General features: G+C 39.8%; 13 protein-coding genes. 3 read left to right on the forward strand and 10 right to left on the reverse strand.

The genetic code is table 11. The annotated features are described in order from the left end of the window. Window positions 1-9 precede the first annotated feature (9 nt). The 6 genes from BMSHG_RS07930 to BMSHG_RS07955 all read right to left on the reverse strand — a co-directional run bounded on the left by BMSHG_RS07930 (window position 10) and on the right by BMSHG_RS07955 (window position 6,191). Window positions 10-681, reverse strand: a complete 672-nt coding sequence (locus BMSHG_RS07930; protein ID WP_019153908.1) for an RraA family protein — start codon at window positions 679-681, stop codon at window positions 10-12. Window positions 682-924: 243 nt separating this feature from the next. Then, entirely contained in the window at window positions 925-1,245 is a 321-nt protein-coding gene (locus BMSHG_RS07935) for a DUF3870 domain-containing protein (RefSeq protein WP_019153909.1), read from the reverse strand. 253 nt (window positions 1,246-1,498) lie between these two features. Beyond that, complete coding sequence (locus tag BMSHG_RS07940; RefSeq protein ID WP_019153910.1) at window positions 1,499-3,490, reverse strand: penicillin-binding transpeptidase domain-containing protein; 1,992 nt, start codon at window positions 3,488-3,490, stop codon at window positions 1,499-1,501. 94 nt (window positions 3,491-3,584) lie between these two features. Next, window positions 3,585-4,139, reverse strand: a complete 555-nt coding sequence (locus BMSHG_RS27065; RefSeq protein ID WP_019153911.1) for a hypothetical protein — start codon at window positions 4,137-4,139, stop codon at window positions 3,585-3,587. Between the two features lie 111 nt (window positions 4,140-4,250). Continuing rightward, window positions 4,251-5,513: an efflux RND transporter periplasmic adaptor subunit gene (locus tag BMSHG_RS07950; protein ID WP_019153912.1), complete on the reverse strand. Its 1,263-nt coding sequence runs from the start codon at window positions 5,511-5,513 to the stop codon at window positions 4,251-4,253. 15 nt (window positions 5,514-5,528) lie between these two features. Continuing rightward, entirely contained in the window at window positions 5,529-6,191 is a 663-nt protein-coding gene (locus tag BMSHG_RS07955; RefSeq protein WP_019153913.1) for a hypothetical protein, read from the reverse strand. A 112-nt stretch (window positions 6,192-6,303) separates the two neighbouring features. Between BMSHG_RS07955 and BMSHG_RS07960 the strand changes: the two genes are divergently transcribed. Further along, window positions 6,304-6,591, forward strand: coding sequence for a hypothetical protein (locus BMSHG_RS07960; RefSeq protein WP_019153914.1), 288 nt, complete (start codon window positions 6,304-6,306; stop codon window positions 6,589-6,591). Here BMSHG_RS07960 and BMSHG_RS07965 read toward each other — a convergent pair. Next, window positions 6,584-7,945 carry a sodium/glutamate symporter gene (locus BMSHG_RS07965; RefSeq protein WP_019153915.1) on the reverse strand — a complete coding sequence of 454 codons (1,362 nt, stop codon included), beginning with the start codon at window positions 7,943-7,945 and terminating at the stop codon, window positions 6,584-6,586. The two genes, BMSHG_RS07960 and BMSHG_RS07965, sit on opposite strands and share 8 nt — an antisense overlap. 704 nt (window positions 7,946-8,649) lie before the next feature. Between BMSHG_RS07965 and BMSHG_RS07970 the strand changes: the two genes are divergently transcribed. After that, window positions 8,650-10,281, forward strand: coding sequence for an SWIM zinc finger family protein (locus BMSHG_RS07970; RefSeq protein ID WP_392397244.1), 1,632 nt, complete (start codon window positions 8,650-8,652; stop codon window positions 10,279-10,281). Further along, window positions 10,274-13,072, forward strand: a complete 2,799-nt coding sequence (locus BMSHG_RS07975; RefSeq protein WP_019153917.1) for a DEAD/DEAH box helicase — start codon at window positions 10,274-10,276, stop codon at window positions 13,070-13,072. Before BMSHG_RS07970 ends, BMSHG_RS07975 begins: the two co-directional genes overlap by 8 nt. Window positions 13,073-13,417: 345 nt before the next feature. Here the strand turns inward: BMSHG_RS07975 and lepB are convergent, their stop codons facing one another. The 3 genes from lepB to ssb form a co-directional block, all read right to left on the reverse strand. Further along, on the reverse strand, window positions 13,418-13,948 hold the full coding sequence (gene lepB / locus BMSHG_RS07980; protein ID WP_019153918.1) for a signal peptidase I: 531 nt from the start codon (window positions 13,946-13,948) through the stop codon (window positions 13,418-13,420). 561 nt (window positions 13,949-14,509) lie between these two features. Further along, window positions 14,510-14,689, reverse strand: coding sequence for a hypothetical protein (locus BMSHG_RS28595; protein ID WP_019153919.1), 180 nt, complete (start codon window positions 14,687-14,689; stop codon window positions 14,510-14,512). Next, window positions 14,686-15,045 carry a single-stranded DNA-binding protein gene (ssb, locus tag BMSHG_RS07990; RefSeq protein ID WP_019153920.1) on the reverse strand — a complete coding sequence of 120 codons (360 nt, stop codon included), beginning with the start codon at window positions 15,043-15,045 and terminating at the stop codon, window positions 14,686-14,688. Before ssb ends, BMSHG_RS28595 begins: the two co-directional genes overlap by 4 nt. Window positions 15,046-15,105 lie beyond the last annotated feature (60 nt).

Raw genomic sequence — 15,105 nt, forward strand, 5'->3', positions numbered from 1 at the left:
TTTCCCCCTTTAACGTATTATTCCATTTTCTCTTAAAAGCTGATCAGCCTTTGTAATCGAAGCAAGCGGCAAGCCTTCGTCGATCTTCTCTTTCATGATTTGTTCGATCGCTTCTTTTTCCTCCGCTTTCAATAACCATTCCTCAATATCGATGTCTTTACTCAATACCAATACTCCATTTTCATCAGCCAAAATTGTATCGCCAGGCTCTACGGTCACCCCACCACATTGAATGGTCGTATTAATTTCGCCTGTATTTCCAACTAATCTTGTAGTCACTGGAGAGAGTCCTGTTGCATAAATAGGAAAATCCAGCTCCCTAACAGATGTAATATCTGTGATCGGGCCGTCGACAATAATCCCTGCTAGATTCTTTTTCTTTGCCGTATAGACAATGATCTCCCCTACACAGGCATATTTTTCATCTCCATTCCGGTCAATGACAAGTACATCTCCCTCTTCTGCTAGACTTACAGCTTTATGAACCATTACCGAATCGACTGAAGTGGTTTTTACCGTAAACGCAGATCCAACCACTTTTATATTTTGGAGCATAGCTTTGATCCTAGATTGCATAAAGCCAAATTGGAGCCAATGTCCAATTGTGGCAGGATCGATTTTTAACAGTCTGTTTTTCAAATCCACCGTAAGTTCCTTTTCTTTGCGGGGCAATACCTTCATGTAAACTCCTCCTCTAAAAAAGTTAAAATAAAAAACCAGTAGTAAATAAGCACACAAAAAAAGTGCCTATTACTACTGGTTTATATCCATTTAAAAAAATTGATTTTTGGTCAATCCCTCATAGATACCCAGTGGATTCGATTTCGTAAATGTACGAAGGTTAATTACAAAACGAACATTCTAGCCATGTTTCCCATTGATATCGTTCGTTTTTTACTTGAAACGTACAATTATGAAATTCATTCAGTTATATAATTGATCTTTAAACCGTTCATACGCTGCACGTACTGCTTGAATAATTGCCCCTTGTGAAGGCATCAAACATAGTCTTTTTATTCGATTTAGTAACGGATCAATTCCTTGATGTAAATCATAGCCAATCACTAAATTGCTTAAAAAATCATTAGAAAGGGTTGTTATTAACGTAAATTCAGCTTTTTCAATGATTTGACTCTCTTTATTAATGACCAGAACTGCCCCAATAAATTTCTTTTCTTCATGAAGCGCTATTCCTTTTGGAACTTGTGCATGTCCTGATACGATCAAACAGCTGTCATTACCCATATGAACCTCTCCAAACTTTTTATAAGCACTATTATAACAGTGCTAAAATGATTTTTCAATATTATTTATAATCAGAATTTTCTTGGTGGTTTTTGGAGTGGGCATGGCTCCAGCCTCTTCAAATTCACGAGTGTCTTAAAAAGATGTAGCACCGCAAGATAAATCGGTATTACACACGCAAAATCCCGTACCTGTGAAACAAGATTTTTCGGGGAGTGACAGGCACCACTAAAGTGCCTGTCCCCACGTCCCGCTATTTTTCAAATATTGCTTTCACTTTTGCTACAGCTGCTTTTGAGCCGCCACTGTCTTCAACGCCTTCGACCATTAAGGCGATGAGGAGCTCTGGGTGTTCTGGGTTGTATGCAACAAACCAGCCATTTTCTTTTCCTGATTCTCCTTGGGCTTGTTTCAATTCAGCTGTCCCTGTTTTTCCTGCTAATATGTAGCCGTCAATTTTGCCTGAGTGTGCTGTACCTTGTGGGTCTTGAACGACCTTTGTCAGTACATTATTCAATTTCTCTGCTTCGCTCGCAGGAAGAAGGTTTTCCTTCCACACCTGACTCTTTTCTTCCTCTGCGAATAGAATTGGTTTAATTAGATTTCCTTGATTGATCAGTGTCGTATAGGTGCTCGCTAAGTGGATGACGCTCATCTCCACCTGTCCTTGACCGTAGCCAGAGTCAGCTAATGTAACTTCCTTCTCTAATCCACCAAAATGGGAGGTTTCAATCGGGTATGAGTATGGAAAATCCTCTCCAAATCCGTAACTCTCGAGCCCGGTAGCAAAGCCGTCTTCCCCAATATCAAGAGCCGCTTGAGCAAAGTAAATATTGTCAGAATACAATAAGGCATCTTCTAAGTTCACCGGTTTATTTGGGTCCTTCACACGAGTTACCTGGTAACTTCCCCATGATGCATCTTTTTGCCATTTGAGACCGTCCACATTGATTGTTTTTTCCCAATCAACCTTCCCTGTTGCTAACCCGATGGACGCTGTAATTGGTTTAATGACAGAACCTGGAGCATAGGTCGACTTGAAGCGATTCAGTAACGGATTTTTCGGATTCTCTTCTAATGCTTTCCACTGCTCAGAAGTTGCTCCTAGCGCTAAAATATTGGGATTAAAACTTGGACTACTCACTAATGCATGCGTTTCTCCTGTTAATGGGTCAATCGCTGCGGCCATCCCTGCTTCTCCGTTAAATTGTGCATATGCCTTTTCTTGCAGACTTCCATCAATCGTAAGTTGAACATTTTCCCCATGCTTCACTTCCTTTTCAGCAAGGATTACTTCTGTTCCATCTTCTTTATTAATATAGATTTTTATGCCATTTTCCCCTTTAAGCCGCTTCTCTAATACTTGCTCTAATCCTCTTTTGCCAATCAAATCTGTACTGCTATATCCTTCATTTTTCTCCATCTCTTCTGCCGTAATTGGTCCAACATAGCCAATTAAATGCCCGGTCGCTTCACCATAAGGATAGATTCTTCCTTCGGCATCTTGCTTCAGGACTGATGGAATCGCAAATAGTTTTTCCAATAGTTCTGTATCGTCCGGTGAGACCTTTTTAATCGGAACAAAATAATCTGGTTGGACCCAAGAAGCATTTAAGGCGTTTTCGATTTGCTCTGTGCTCATGCCCAATAACTCTGATACCTGCTTCATAATTTCCGTTTCCTTGCCTTCCATTTTGGCTGGAACAATTCCGATTTCATAAACAGTTCCCGTTATCGCCAATGGGTCCCCATCCCTGTCAAGAATTTCTCCTCGTTTTGCTGGAATGGTTGAAAGACCAATCTTATCTGCCTCTTCAAGTTCTGGAAAAATAAAGGTCGTATCCCAGTTCACATACCAGCCTGTTTCCTCATTGCGCTCTTCTTTGACCAATGTTGCTTCGTGGTCAAAAGAAATCGTACCGGCAACACTATCCATTGCTACCGAAAAAGGAAAGCTGATATTCTCTGCTTTTTTGTCCGTTTCCTCTTCAGGTGGGGTGAATTCCACCTTCAAATTGTTAATCTCTAAATCTTCATATATTTTGGCATAGCGTCCTGTAAAATCCTCTTTTGTAATACTTTCCTGAGCTTCAGAAGATAGCTGCTCATACATCTCAGCAAATTTCTGTTCATTCCAAAGCTTCACATAGTCTGTGAATGTATCCTCAGGCATTGGCTCTTTGTTACAACCAGCAAGCGTGATCGATACAATAAATAAGAAACCGATTGCAAGAAACTTTTTCATATTTGTCGGATACCCCCTATACTTTCAGTGTATCATGGTGAATATTTTTTTACGAAAATGCCGTATCTCATTATCATGACTTTTTCAAGAGAATTTACTCCCCTTGAAAAATGGTAATCTGAAAGGTTTGATTGTAATCATAGCCATTCAGATAGATATCGAGGTCATGGAAGTAACGATGTAACTTTCTCATCGCCTCTCGATCATCTTTGCTTGCGACAATTTCAGCTAACTCTTTGATTTTATCAAAATCCATCTGCACTGCTGCGTCCATCACATCTACGTTTTCCAATGCATCAATAATTAATTCTGCCTTCTGCTGTTGCTCCGTGTAGCTTGCTGTATCAATTCGGCCCCACCCTAATGTTTCATTGTAAAAGTTATGTAGTTGGCCGATAAAATCATGTCCATTTCGAAATCCAAGTTCATCATTTTTAAAGACAATGATCGCTTCCGATACTGGTGTATTGACGACTTCTGTTGAGAAATCATCACCTTCCTGGGTGACAGATGGACCATTGCTGGTTGCTTCAATCGATTTTTGGTTATTTGTATTTGATGCACCTAATAATGTCCATCCACCCCACACACCTAAGCCTACTGTGATAATCAAAAGAGGGGTTAGCCATAACCAAATTTTCAGTTTCATTTTTCCACTCCTTACTTGTTCAGGTATATCATTATAGATTCTCTTTTAAATATAGAAATCCTTTTTGTTTTTGAGAACCTAAGGTAGGAAAAATGGGGACAAAGCAGGAGATTATCTGCTTAATAATCCTCTTCCCAAATACTTCAATATCTCCGTTTTGTCCATTTCTTTCAACTCTTGAGTACTCATGTGGCTTAAATCAAGTGGCGTAAAAAAGGAAATGTTATTTCGGATTCTAGTCGGCTCATAGACGACTAGCTCTCCTTCCTCCGCTTCACTTGTAATCTCGTAAACACCATTTATCGTGATCCCCATTTGAACAGGACGCTTCTCGATCGTGCCATTACTTTTTAACACATAAATATCGCCCAGACGATTCGTCTCACGTGGCAGAGTTAAGGCATCGACAACTTCTTCTGTAATGATCTTGACCGAAACATGGGATCCGGTGTAAATGGTTGCTTGCGAAGCCTCTTCTGTTTCAGTTTCGTTTAAATTCTCTTCTGAAAGATCTTCAGTTACATTTTCTTCCGGTTCCTGTAACTGCACGACAAATTCATACTCGCTCTTCACTCCCACCTGTGGATCGTCTTCAGGGGTTACAGAGACCTTTGAAATGACTCCATCCATTTTTCCAAATGAACCTGAAACAATGGCCTTCATCCCTTCTTGTATCTCCTGTAGATCTTCTTCTGCAAGAAGTCCTTTTACATGCTGGTCAGTAGAAGTAATGGTTACGACCGGATTTTGGAGATTATGGGATATTTCTTTTACCATCCCTGTGATCGGGCTCTCCACCGTTAAGGATCCTAAGTGGCTATTAGAATTGGCAATGAGTTCTTCAAATTTATCCATTTCTGCTTCAATTCTACTTAACTGTAATTCTTTTTCATAGATTTGTGCTTCAATCGTGCTTGCGACAGCCTTGTTGGACGAGTTTTCATGTTCTCCCTCTTCCACCTCTACTTGACGCAAGCTTTGTTCAACACTTTCAAGATTACGGATGTTTTCCTGAAGTCCAAATTGTTCTGATTGCAGTTTCGTGATTTCCGCTTCAAACTGCTCAATCGTAGCCTCAAGATTACGTGGCGAATATTCAAATAGAGGTGTACCAGTTGAAACTTGATCGCCCACTTTTACGAAAAATTGCTCGAAGTCTCCAGCCCCTTGCTGGAAATACACATATTCTTCTTCTGCCGGCGCTACAACTCCTGCTCTTTCTGTCGATAAAACAAGATTCTGCTTTTGCACTGTTCTCCACTCATGTATGTATTCCGACCTAGCTATTTCACTATCTTTCATTAAAATTAAATAAACGTTCACAGCAACAAAGAGCGCAATGAAGATTATGGCTGTCCACTTTTTCCCGTTCATCCTTGCTGCCCCCTTTTAAAATAGAACCTCAAATTTTATATAAGAAAAGACTGCCGTAAAAATCCAGATTAATAGATGAATAGAGATGATTATTAATAGAATTAGTTTTGGACTCTTCTCTGTGATAACGCGCAAATATTTATATTGTATGATCATCGCCCAAATGGAAAAGAGCGAAATTTCACCAAAGAAATGGGCAATTAACTGGTAATCCGTTATGTATTGTGTGAGCACCCCTAATGCAAATGGTGAAGAAGCCGAATCTAGTCCAAAATAGAATTGCATCGGGAGCGTGATCATTTTTTCGATCATAAAAATGGCTGTAACAAAGAGCTGTACGACGACGAGCTTACCGTATTCGATATCCGTAAATACCCAAAATATGAGAGCCGGTAGAAAAATTAATATCGCTGTCGCAAGTGTGGATTGAATTACTTGTCCTATCGCAAATAAACCTTTAATCGTTTGGAATTCTGACGAAGTCGTATCATAGATGAGCTTTGATAATGCGTCATTTCCAATTCCAAAATAAGCGGCAATTCCCGAGAGAATGAGGGAAATCACCAATAACCATGTGGTCCATTTCCAAATACCAGTTAGTTTTTCTGCTTTATTGATCTGATGTGCACTTATATAAGGAGTCCTTAACCCCTTCCAAATATGAACCTGGTAATACATGTGACGTCCCCCAACATATGTCATAATCTGTCTCTTCCATTTTACAACAATATATGGAAATCGGCACGTAATTGCTAGAATTGATGGAAATTAGTTCGAAGGATGTGGAGCTATGTCATATTTAAGGGAAGATTGGGGAAAAACGACTACTGATTTTGGGAGGATTGCGGGCGTTTCGGGGGTAATTGCGGGCGTTCTAGCCATGATTGCGGGCGTTTATGGGATAATTGCGGGGGTTCTAGCCGCGATTGCGGGCGTTTCGGTGTTTATTGTGCACCTTCTCGACGTAATTGCGGGGGTTTCGGTGTTTATTGCGGATCCCGCAGATGCTCATTGGACCATTTTCCCCCAAAAAAAAGAAACCCAGCAACATCGCCAGGTTTTCCTAAAAATCAACTAATTTTCTTATCTGTTTCTTTTCGTGACAGACCCCATAGTCCGAAGTATTTGTAGGCAGCGATAATCACGGCGGCTCCGATTAGGAGGATGATCGGCATGATCCACGGTTGTCCAGCGGTGACGAGGATTGGACCAAAGGTGATGATTAAGATTTCGACTGGTACCATTCCTATGTAAGCAAGTGCGTAATCATCCATCGTTTTACTTTTCAGCTCTGGGTCAACGATGCGAAGAAGCGATAGTCCCATCGCCACTGTACCTGTACTCCAGCCCCAGCCAAATAATGATTTCTCAAACCAAAACGTTTGGAAAATGTTTGGACCGAGAACCTTGAAGATGAGATAAGCCCAGATGGTACCAAACACGAATAAAACGATTAGAGGGACAGCATAATCCATAACGACAGTAATATTAATAGAAGCAATTCCGATCGCCACTAAATAATCCGTTGCACTCCCACCAATGCGCTCCATTACTCGCCCATCGACATATTTATCGGCTTTCACTTTTCTCAATACAAATTGAAAAACGAGACCCACAACGAAAGCAATACTTAGTAGTGGCACGGAAATCCCTGGCAAAAGAGTGCCTAACATTTCTGTTACCCAATAAGCGGCACCCACGACAAAAGCAGCAATAGATAAGTGCAAAACAAGTGGATCAATTGAGCTTGGTGAAACTGTTTCATTTCCCATATTTTTGCGGGATTGGCTTGGGACTAATCCTGAACGGACCTCTGTTGGTAATGCTTTGAAGCTTGCGATAAAATTGGTATGGCCTTTTTCCGTTCCTCTTTTGACAAGGATAAGACCGCCTAACACGGCAATCAAAATGCCGACAGTAGCTGAAGTCATGCCAAGCGTCATCGCATCTTCCCAACCATATTGATTGAACGCATCCCCAATGGCTGCAGCGGTTCCATGTCCACCTACAAAACCAGCACCTAGAATGAGGCCAAATCCACTAGGAAGATCGGTGAATATTTGATTGATAACAGCAAGTCCGAAAAAGGCACCCCCACCCCACATGAGGAGAGTTATAAGCATAGAGTAGGACCACATATTGCGGACCCTCGTGATAATGGTACGAATATTAACCTTTGCTTGGCCGATTGGAATCGTTCCAAAGATAACGGCGATGAATAGGCCAGGATATGCGGAAAATTGGCTGGAGAATGGGAGAATATTCACTCCACTCGGACCTAACGCGAGTCCGATAAAACCGGCAATAATACTTGCGGGGAGAAAAAGGGCTTGGATCCACCTTATTTTTGCTCGTAAAACCGTTCCCACTAAAAGCAATCCTGAAATAATACTGATGTCAATTAACAAAGACCAAATTGAAAATTCGTTCATATTTTTCCCCCTTCAATAAATTAACAGTTATATATTGTTATCGTTTCTATTTTTTACTGCTGAATACGATTATACACCTTTTTTGGAAAATTTAGAATTTACCCTTTAAAAAAAGGCACTCCGCATAACCGGAGTGCAAACAATGGAGATTGATTGGATTGTTCAATGGTAATGGTGGTTCATTGAACAATGGCCGCAAACCAACGTAGAAAATCAGAATGCAGTTTCATACATTCATTAAAGCACATATTCAAACTTCGTGATTTCGTCAATTTCAGGCATTTACTCCAGGTTTTCCATTGTTTACTCTAGATTTCGACCATTTTCATTTCAAAATATAACAATAGGAATATTTATCGCAGGGAAGTTTTGGAAGATTCATTTCATTTAGAAGTTTTCGTACTTATTTTTATAGATTTCGCAAAAACTTGATGGTTTTCGCTTGATTGTGGTGGAAATATCGACATGCATTTCATCAATAGCAACACCGGCTATCGCAAAGGTTTTTTTGATAATTGACTTCCCTCTCCTAACTCCTTATAAATTTTGGTATAATATAGGAATACGTTATTTTTCTGATTGATTACCAAATCTAAAGCTAACATCGTTCAGACGTACATATTATTTTTGCGCATGGAGAAACCGTTCTTTTCAAATCCAAAAATGGTTACGAAAAGAGCTTAAATTAAAGAATCATTTTGGGGGTGTCGATCTTGTCATCGATTCCAGATAAATATAGAGAATTGTTGCAAGCAGCAGCACAGGATTTAAAAGCCATTTTGTGGTCAGAACGAGAGGAAGACGCCAAACTTGTTCAAAAAGGATTACTTTTATACCGACAAGGACTTGTTTACAAAGTCCGCCTCGAGAACGACAATGTCATGGCGAGTGTTCAAGATGTAACCCCAGTTCAAGTAGAACTGAATCTTCATTTTATCCAAACAAGCGAATGTAGTTGTCCAGCTGAAGGGATTTGTCGTCACCAGCTCGCAGTCTTTTTCCATGCCTATGCTCAAGTTGGAAGTGTAATGGAATGGATTGAAGAATGGAGGCAGCCGATTCAAGAGAGAAAAGTTGCCAAAGATCTCGGTATTCAACGAGCAAAAGATTTATTAAAGGTGACAGGATCAACCAAGCCTGACTACGACAGATGGGTGGAAGCTTTTAGGTCCAGCTTCACTTCGATTATGAATGGTCAAAAAGGGACGAAGCCTTATCTCGTCTCCGAACTATTTCATGTGTATGAACGAAAAATTCGTGCGAGTGCCCCTGTTGAGCAAGAATGGAAACAGCTTTATAACTTGATTGCCACTGTTCATTCTTTTCAAAGTCTGATGCAATTTAGTGAGGAGCGGCGGTTTTCCATAGATGACATTAATCGTTATTACAGCAATCTTTTTTATCAATTGATCGATGATGTCGATGACTTAGTTGAAAAGCTTAATGTTCATGCCCTTCCCTTTGCTTTTGACAACTTTATGGAAAAGCTAAAAAACGATGCATACTTACTAGTATCTGAAGAGCCTATATTTGAATTTGAAGCCACCCATCTATATATCATTCTATGGACAAAACTTTTTCGAAAAAAACAATGGCATGAAGAGGAGCTTCCAAAGATCCATGAAGCCTATCAGAAAAAGGCAACCTTACCTACTATTATCGCCTATATTCACCAGCACATCATGTTAAGGGAGGATGAAGAAGCATTAAGGATTCTATCCCTTTTAAATGAGGATGCTACACCATTTATGGTCTATTGGCTCGAGAGGTTAACTTCAGGGAAGGAATGGAAACGGATGGGCGCCTATGTCGATGCTTTCGCCCAACTAATCAGACCTTATATTCAAACGCTTAACGATCATTATGCGCGAATGGATTTCACCCGTGTAGTGTCGAAAACGATCGGTACATATGCCTCAGAAACGAAAAAATACGATATGTATGAAAAAATTTTGATTCAAGCCCTTCCCTACAGCTATCGGGGCTATGATGAATTTCTGTTTGACCAAGGCTCTTATGAAAAATGGTGCGATCTGCAAGGATATATCGGCTTTGATATTAATTCGATTCCAACCGAAAAAATTCGTTTGCTTCAAAAAGAACGGCCAGATGTCCTCCTTCCCCTTTACCATCAATCGATTCAGCAGCATATCGACATGAAGAATCGGGGCAATTACCGTGAAGCGGTAAAGCAGTTAAAGAAATTAAGGACATTATACAAAAAATTAAAACGTCCAGATGATTTTCAAGAATTTCTTAAGATCCTTTTTGATAAAACAAGACGGCTCAGGGCTTTTCACCAAGAGTGCGAAAGGGGAAAATTAACCCATGCTTAAAACAAATGCCTTAACGATCGTGATCGAGCCTGTCGAAAATGATCGGTTTTTTCTTACTGTTAATAGTGAAGATGAACTTCTCCCACCCTCTGAATGGAAAGGTCTTTTGTTTAACCGCCATGAGGAAAGCTATTACGGCACATTGATTGAAGATGGCGCAAGTGGCGTTACCGTTGATGGTTGGCAGCTCGTCACTCTCCTCGCCAAAGAACAATTTAATCGCCTCATTGAGTGGGAATGGGATGAAACGGGAGAAATTTGTTTAGCAGCCGCCCATCCTTTATATGAATCCATTTTAGAAAAAGATTGGTTCCCTGACTTTGAGGCCCTTGAATCAAAAGAGTTCAAATGGAGATTACCTGAACGAGTAATAAAAGAATTTGCCCCCGCTTTTTGGGAGCAATCGATCGGAAATCAGCCACTTCCTGCCTTTATGACGGACTGGTTCAATACTTCCTTAAATACTTTTTTTGAGAAAAATCGTGAGTGGAAAGCCCGGGTTGGCGATAAACTTCATGCTTTGCGTAATCAATCCGTTTCACCTGAAGCGTTGTCCGCTTATTTCGATGAGGATACATGGAGTGAATGGATTGGTCTTAAAGAAAACAACTGTCCGTTCACGATTGGCCTTCGCTTAGAAGAGCCAGAAGATTTGGACGGAGTTTGGGATCTACAAATCTTTTTACGAGGAAAAGCGGAACCAGATTTAATCGTCGATGCACGTGATGATTCGAATATGCCAAGCGAATGGCTCCAATTTCTTGAGCAAGTGGAACGTGAAGAAGAGCGCTGGGTCAGACTTTTCCCAATGTTGAAAGGAAAAAAAGGCATTGCGAAAGAACTAACCGAAGATGAAGCATGGATGTTTTTAACAGAAGCAAGTGAAATTCTCCTTGCCATTGGCGTCGAAATCCTGCTCCCATCATGGTGGCAAGCGATGAAAAATGCCAGTATGAAAGTGAAGGCAAAGTTAAAAGGAACAGCCAATAACCGCCCATCATTCGTTGGATTGCAAGCAATGCTCGATTATAATTGGCGTTTCTCGATGAATGGTGTCGACCTTTCAGAAGATGAATTTAATCAGCTTGTCGAGGAAAATCGGCGCCTCGTTAAAATTCGCGGACGTTGGATTAAGCTTGATCATGGGTTTATCCATCAAATTCAGGATTTAATGAAGCGGGCAGAAAAAGAAGGGCTCCATGTACGTGATTTAATTGAACAAGAGCTCCTTTCTGACGGCTCTGAAAAGTCCGCTTCTGAAGATGATAAAGCATTTGCCCGTGTTCAAATTGAATTGAACCGCCAATGGAAGCAGATGATAAAACAGCTTCGTGATGTCAATTCGATTCCGATTGAACCTGTACCCGCTAGTTTCCATGGTGAATTGCGACCATATCAAACACTTGGCATGAGCTGGCTCCTATTTTTACGTAAATACGGATTTGGTGCTTGTTTAGCAGATGATATGGGACTTGGGAAAACGATTCAGCTTATTTCCTACTTGCTTTCAGTCAAGGAAAATGAAGGAGCTGGACCAGCGCTGATTATTTGTCCGACCTCTGTATTAGGAAATTGGCAAAAAGAAGTGGAGAAATTCGCACCCGACCTTCAAGTTCACTTACATTATGGGCCAGGACGATTAAAGGATGAGGCATTTGTCGAAACGGTAAACAATTCGGATATTGTCCTTACCTCGTACGGCTTAACCCATCTTGACCTCCCGCAATTTGAGGAGGTACAGTGGAGCACGATTGCTATTGATGAAGCACAAAATATTAAAAATGCTCATACGAAGCAATCTCGGGCTGTCCGTCAGTTAAAAGGCAAACATCATATCGCATTAACGGGGACCCCGATGGAAAACAGGCTTACTGAGCTTTGGTCTATTTTTGATTTTACCAATCACGGTTTCTTAGGAAGTTTAAATCAATTCCAAAGAAATTACGTTCTTCCAATTGAAAAAGAGGATGAAAAGGAAAAGATCCAACAGCTGCAAGCGTTAATCCGACCATTTTTATTAAGAAGGACGAAGAAAGATGAAGAGGTCGCTCTCAACTTACCGGATAAACAAGAGCAAAAAGAGTATTGCCCGTTAACCGCAGAACAGGCTTCACTATACGAACAGCTTGTTCAAGATACATTTGCTCAAATTGAGGCGTTAACTGGGTTTGAAAGGAAAGGCCTAATTCTTCAATTACTAGGTCGATTGAAGCAGCTTTGCAATCACCCTGCCCTCTACTTAAAGGAAGCGAAGCCAAAAGATGTTCTTGGACGTTCGGTTAAAATGGAGAAGCTTGCGGAATTAGTTGATTCCATTATCGACCAAGAAGAAAGCTGCCTGATCTTTACGCAATATATTGAAATGGGTGAAATGATTCGGACGTTATTGAAAGAAAAGTTTAAGATTGATGCACCGTTCTTGAACGGAAGTGTTCCTAAAGGAAAACGGGATGAACTAATCACTCGCTTCCAAAATCGAGAATTTCCAATCTTTATTTTATCGTTAAAAGCTGGTGGAACTGGGTTAAATTTAACAGCCGCCAATCATGTTATCCACTATGACCGCTGGTGGAATCCCGCTGTTGAAAACCAAGCCACAGACCGTGCTTATCGCATCGGTCAAAAGCGGTTTGTGCATGTTCATAAATTCATTAGCACTGGTACACTTGAGGAAAAAATTGATGCGATGCTAGAGAAAAAGCAATCTCTGAATGATCAGATCATCCAAAGTGATAGCTGGATTACCGAGCTTTCTACAAATGAACTGCGTGAACTCATCCATTTAGGGTGAGTTTTGCGGAGTTTTTTTGTGAGTTGTTTGTGGAAATTGACATAAGGCTCACTCATTAAGACATTTTTCCAGGCTACCTCAACCCAATATAATTGTGATAATTTATGTCATGAATATTGTTCTTATTACAGTAAAAAACCACTGTTATAAGAACTCGTTTATCATTTTTTGAAGCAAAGCAGCCTATAGTTTAATTATTGGAGTGCACTCACTCTTATTAACAATAGAAGAAGGCTATTTTATTTTTGGAAGAGCCTTCTTTTATCAACTGAAAAGACCCCAACCAAATTGGTTAAGACTACAAATATCTTGAATTCTCGTCACGGATACTAATACACTCTCATATTATTTAGGTATAGTAATTTCATCAATAGGATAAAAACGCAGTTTAACTTCTCCTATTACAGAAGATTCTTTTATAACCCCGAATTCCCGGCTATCACTACTATTTCTTCGATTATCGCCCAAAACATATAAATAACCATTAGGTACCACGACTTTAAGATTTTCTGTTAATAGAGCACCTGAGGGAACATCCTCTTTATTAGTATTCAAATAATTCTCATTAACCTCTTTGGAGTTAATGTACAGAATATCATTCTCTATTTCAACAGTGTCTCCAGGGAGACCAATTACCCTTTTTATATACTGGGTATCCTCGGAGTAAGGAGAGCGAAAGACAATTAAATCAAACCTCTCTACCTTACTAATCTTTGAAATCATAACCCGATTGTTATTCTCAAACGTTGGCATCATAGATTTTCCATCAACCTTCACTGGTGCAAATATAAATTCTCTGCAAATCAAAACCATAATTAAAGCAAATAGAATAGACTTAATCCAAGAAAAAGCTTCTCTCAATGCAGTATTATTCACATTTACCCTCCTAACAGAATCATGAAAAACTACGCTATTATCTGTAATATTAACATATTACCTTTTACTTGAATGCCTTATGACTTCCTTAAACAGGATAGGTTCAGATTCGTTTACAACTTCACCATGAACAAGCCCATCCAGCATTTCAACAGCGCGCTACCAAATATTACTATATTTCAACAAATTATTAAACTATTAAATGGATTTTTTGCTATTTTTTTGTAAAAAAGGTATATAGTCCTGATATTTTACTTAAAAGCAAAAATATGAATATATTTAAAATTTCTTATAAGGCGTAAATATTCTTGGTTTATTTATGATTAATATTGGATTAAAACCTCTTGCCTTTTTGATGTTTAGTAAAAGTCTAATTTCAAATCTATTTGTAAGTTCTCTTTATTATTCAGCTTAATTTTCGGAACCTTTTTCACATCAAATCTACATATGAAAAAATACGGCGGGTGCTACCGCCGTATAAGTGTGGGGTTTGAGGATTTAATTGATTTTTTCTATTGTAGGCCTTACGGAGAAATGTGGGGAAAGTGTTCGAATTGGGAATCATATGATGAATGTCTTTTTCTCTGGAGTGTCTTTCGAGGCTTCCTCTAGGAGCATGCGTTCAAGTTGGAGGACGCGTTCGTGAAGATGTTCAGCTCTTTCATTTGATTTTCCCACCATCATGATGAGGCGTTCAAGTAGAATTTCTAAGCTTTTCTCACGGCTTATCGTCTCGCTCAAGGCATTAGCACCTCTTTTTCCACATGGGCTACTTCACTCTTTCTACTATCAAGAAATCTAACGGATTCTGCGATTACCTCTGTAACATATTTTCTGCCATCATGACTTTCATATGTCCGAGTTTGGATTCGCCCCGTAATTCCAATGAGGGCCCCTTTTTTACAATAAAGAGAAAGGTTTTCGGCATTCTTGCGCCAAATGGTGCATTGCACAAAATCGGCATCAATCTCCCCCTTTTGATTGCGAAAGTTGCGATTGACTGCCAGTGTTACATTGACCACCGAATTCCCTTCTGGTGTCACTCTTAACTCCGGATCCCTCGTCAACCTCCCTACTAAAGTTACTTGATTGATCATTTTTTTAAAAACTCCTTTCTATTGTGATGCCCTCATCATAAACAAAGTTGCATATTTGGT

Source organism: Robertmurraya massiliosenegalensis JC6, from assembly GCF_000311725.1.
In the GTDB taxonomy this organism is placed as follows: domain Bacteria; phylum Bacillota; class Bacilli; order Bacillales; family Cytobacillaceae; genus Robertmurraya; species Robertmurraya massiliosenegalensis.

Coding starts and splice junctions, on each gene's coding strand:
- BMSHG_RS07930 (WP_019153908.1), bottom strand. CDS start 681: ATGAAGGTATTGCCCCGCAAAGAAAAGGAACTTACGGTGGATTTGAAA.
- BMSHG_RS07935 (WP_019153909.1), bottom strand. CDS start 1,245: ATGGGTAATGACAGCTGTTTGATCGTATCAGGACATGCACAAGTTCCA.
- BMSHG_RS07940 (WP_019153910.1), bottom strand. CDS start 3,490: ATGAAAAAGTTTCTTGCAATCGGTTTCTTATTTATTGTATCGATCACG.
- BMSHG_RS27065 (WP_019153911.1), bottom strand. CDS start 4,139: ATGAAACTGAAAATTTGGTTATGGCTAACCCCTCTTTTGATTATCACA.
- BMSHG_RS07950 (WP_019153912.1), bottom strand. CDS start 5,513: ATGAACGGGAAAAAGTGGACAGCCATAATCTTCATTGCGCTCTTTGTT.
- BMSHG_RS07955 (WP_019153913.1), bottom strand. CDS start 6,191: ATGTATTACCAGGTTCATATTTGGAAGGGGTTAAGGACTCCTTATATA.
- BMSHG_RS07960 (WP_019153914.1), top strand. CDS start 6,304: ATGTCATATTTAAGGGAAGATTGGGGAAAAACGACTACTGATTTTGGG.
- BMSHG_RS07965 (WP_019153915.1), bottom strand. CDS start 7,945: ATGAACGAATTTTCAATTTGGTCTTTGTTAATTGACATCAGTATTATT.
- BMSHG_RS07975 (WP_019153917.1), top strand. CDS start 10,274: ATGCTTAAAACAAATGCCTTAACGATCGTGATCGAGCCTGTCGAAAAT.
- ssb (WP_019153920.1), bottom strand. CDS start 15,045: ATGATCAATCAAGTAACTTTAGTAGGGAGGTTGACGAGGGATCCGGAG.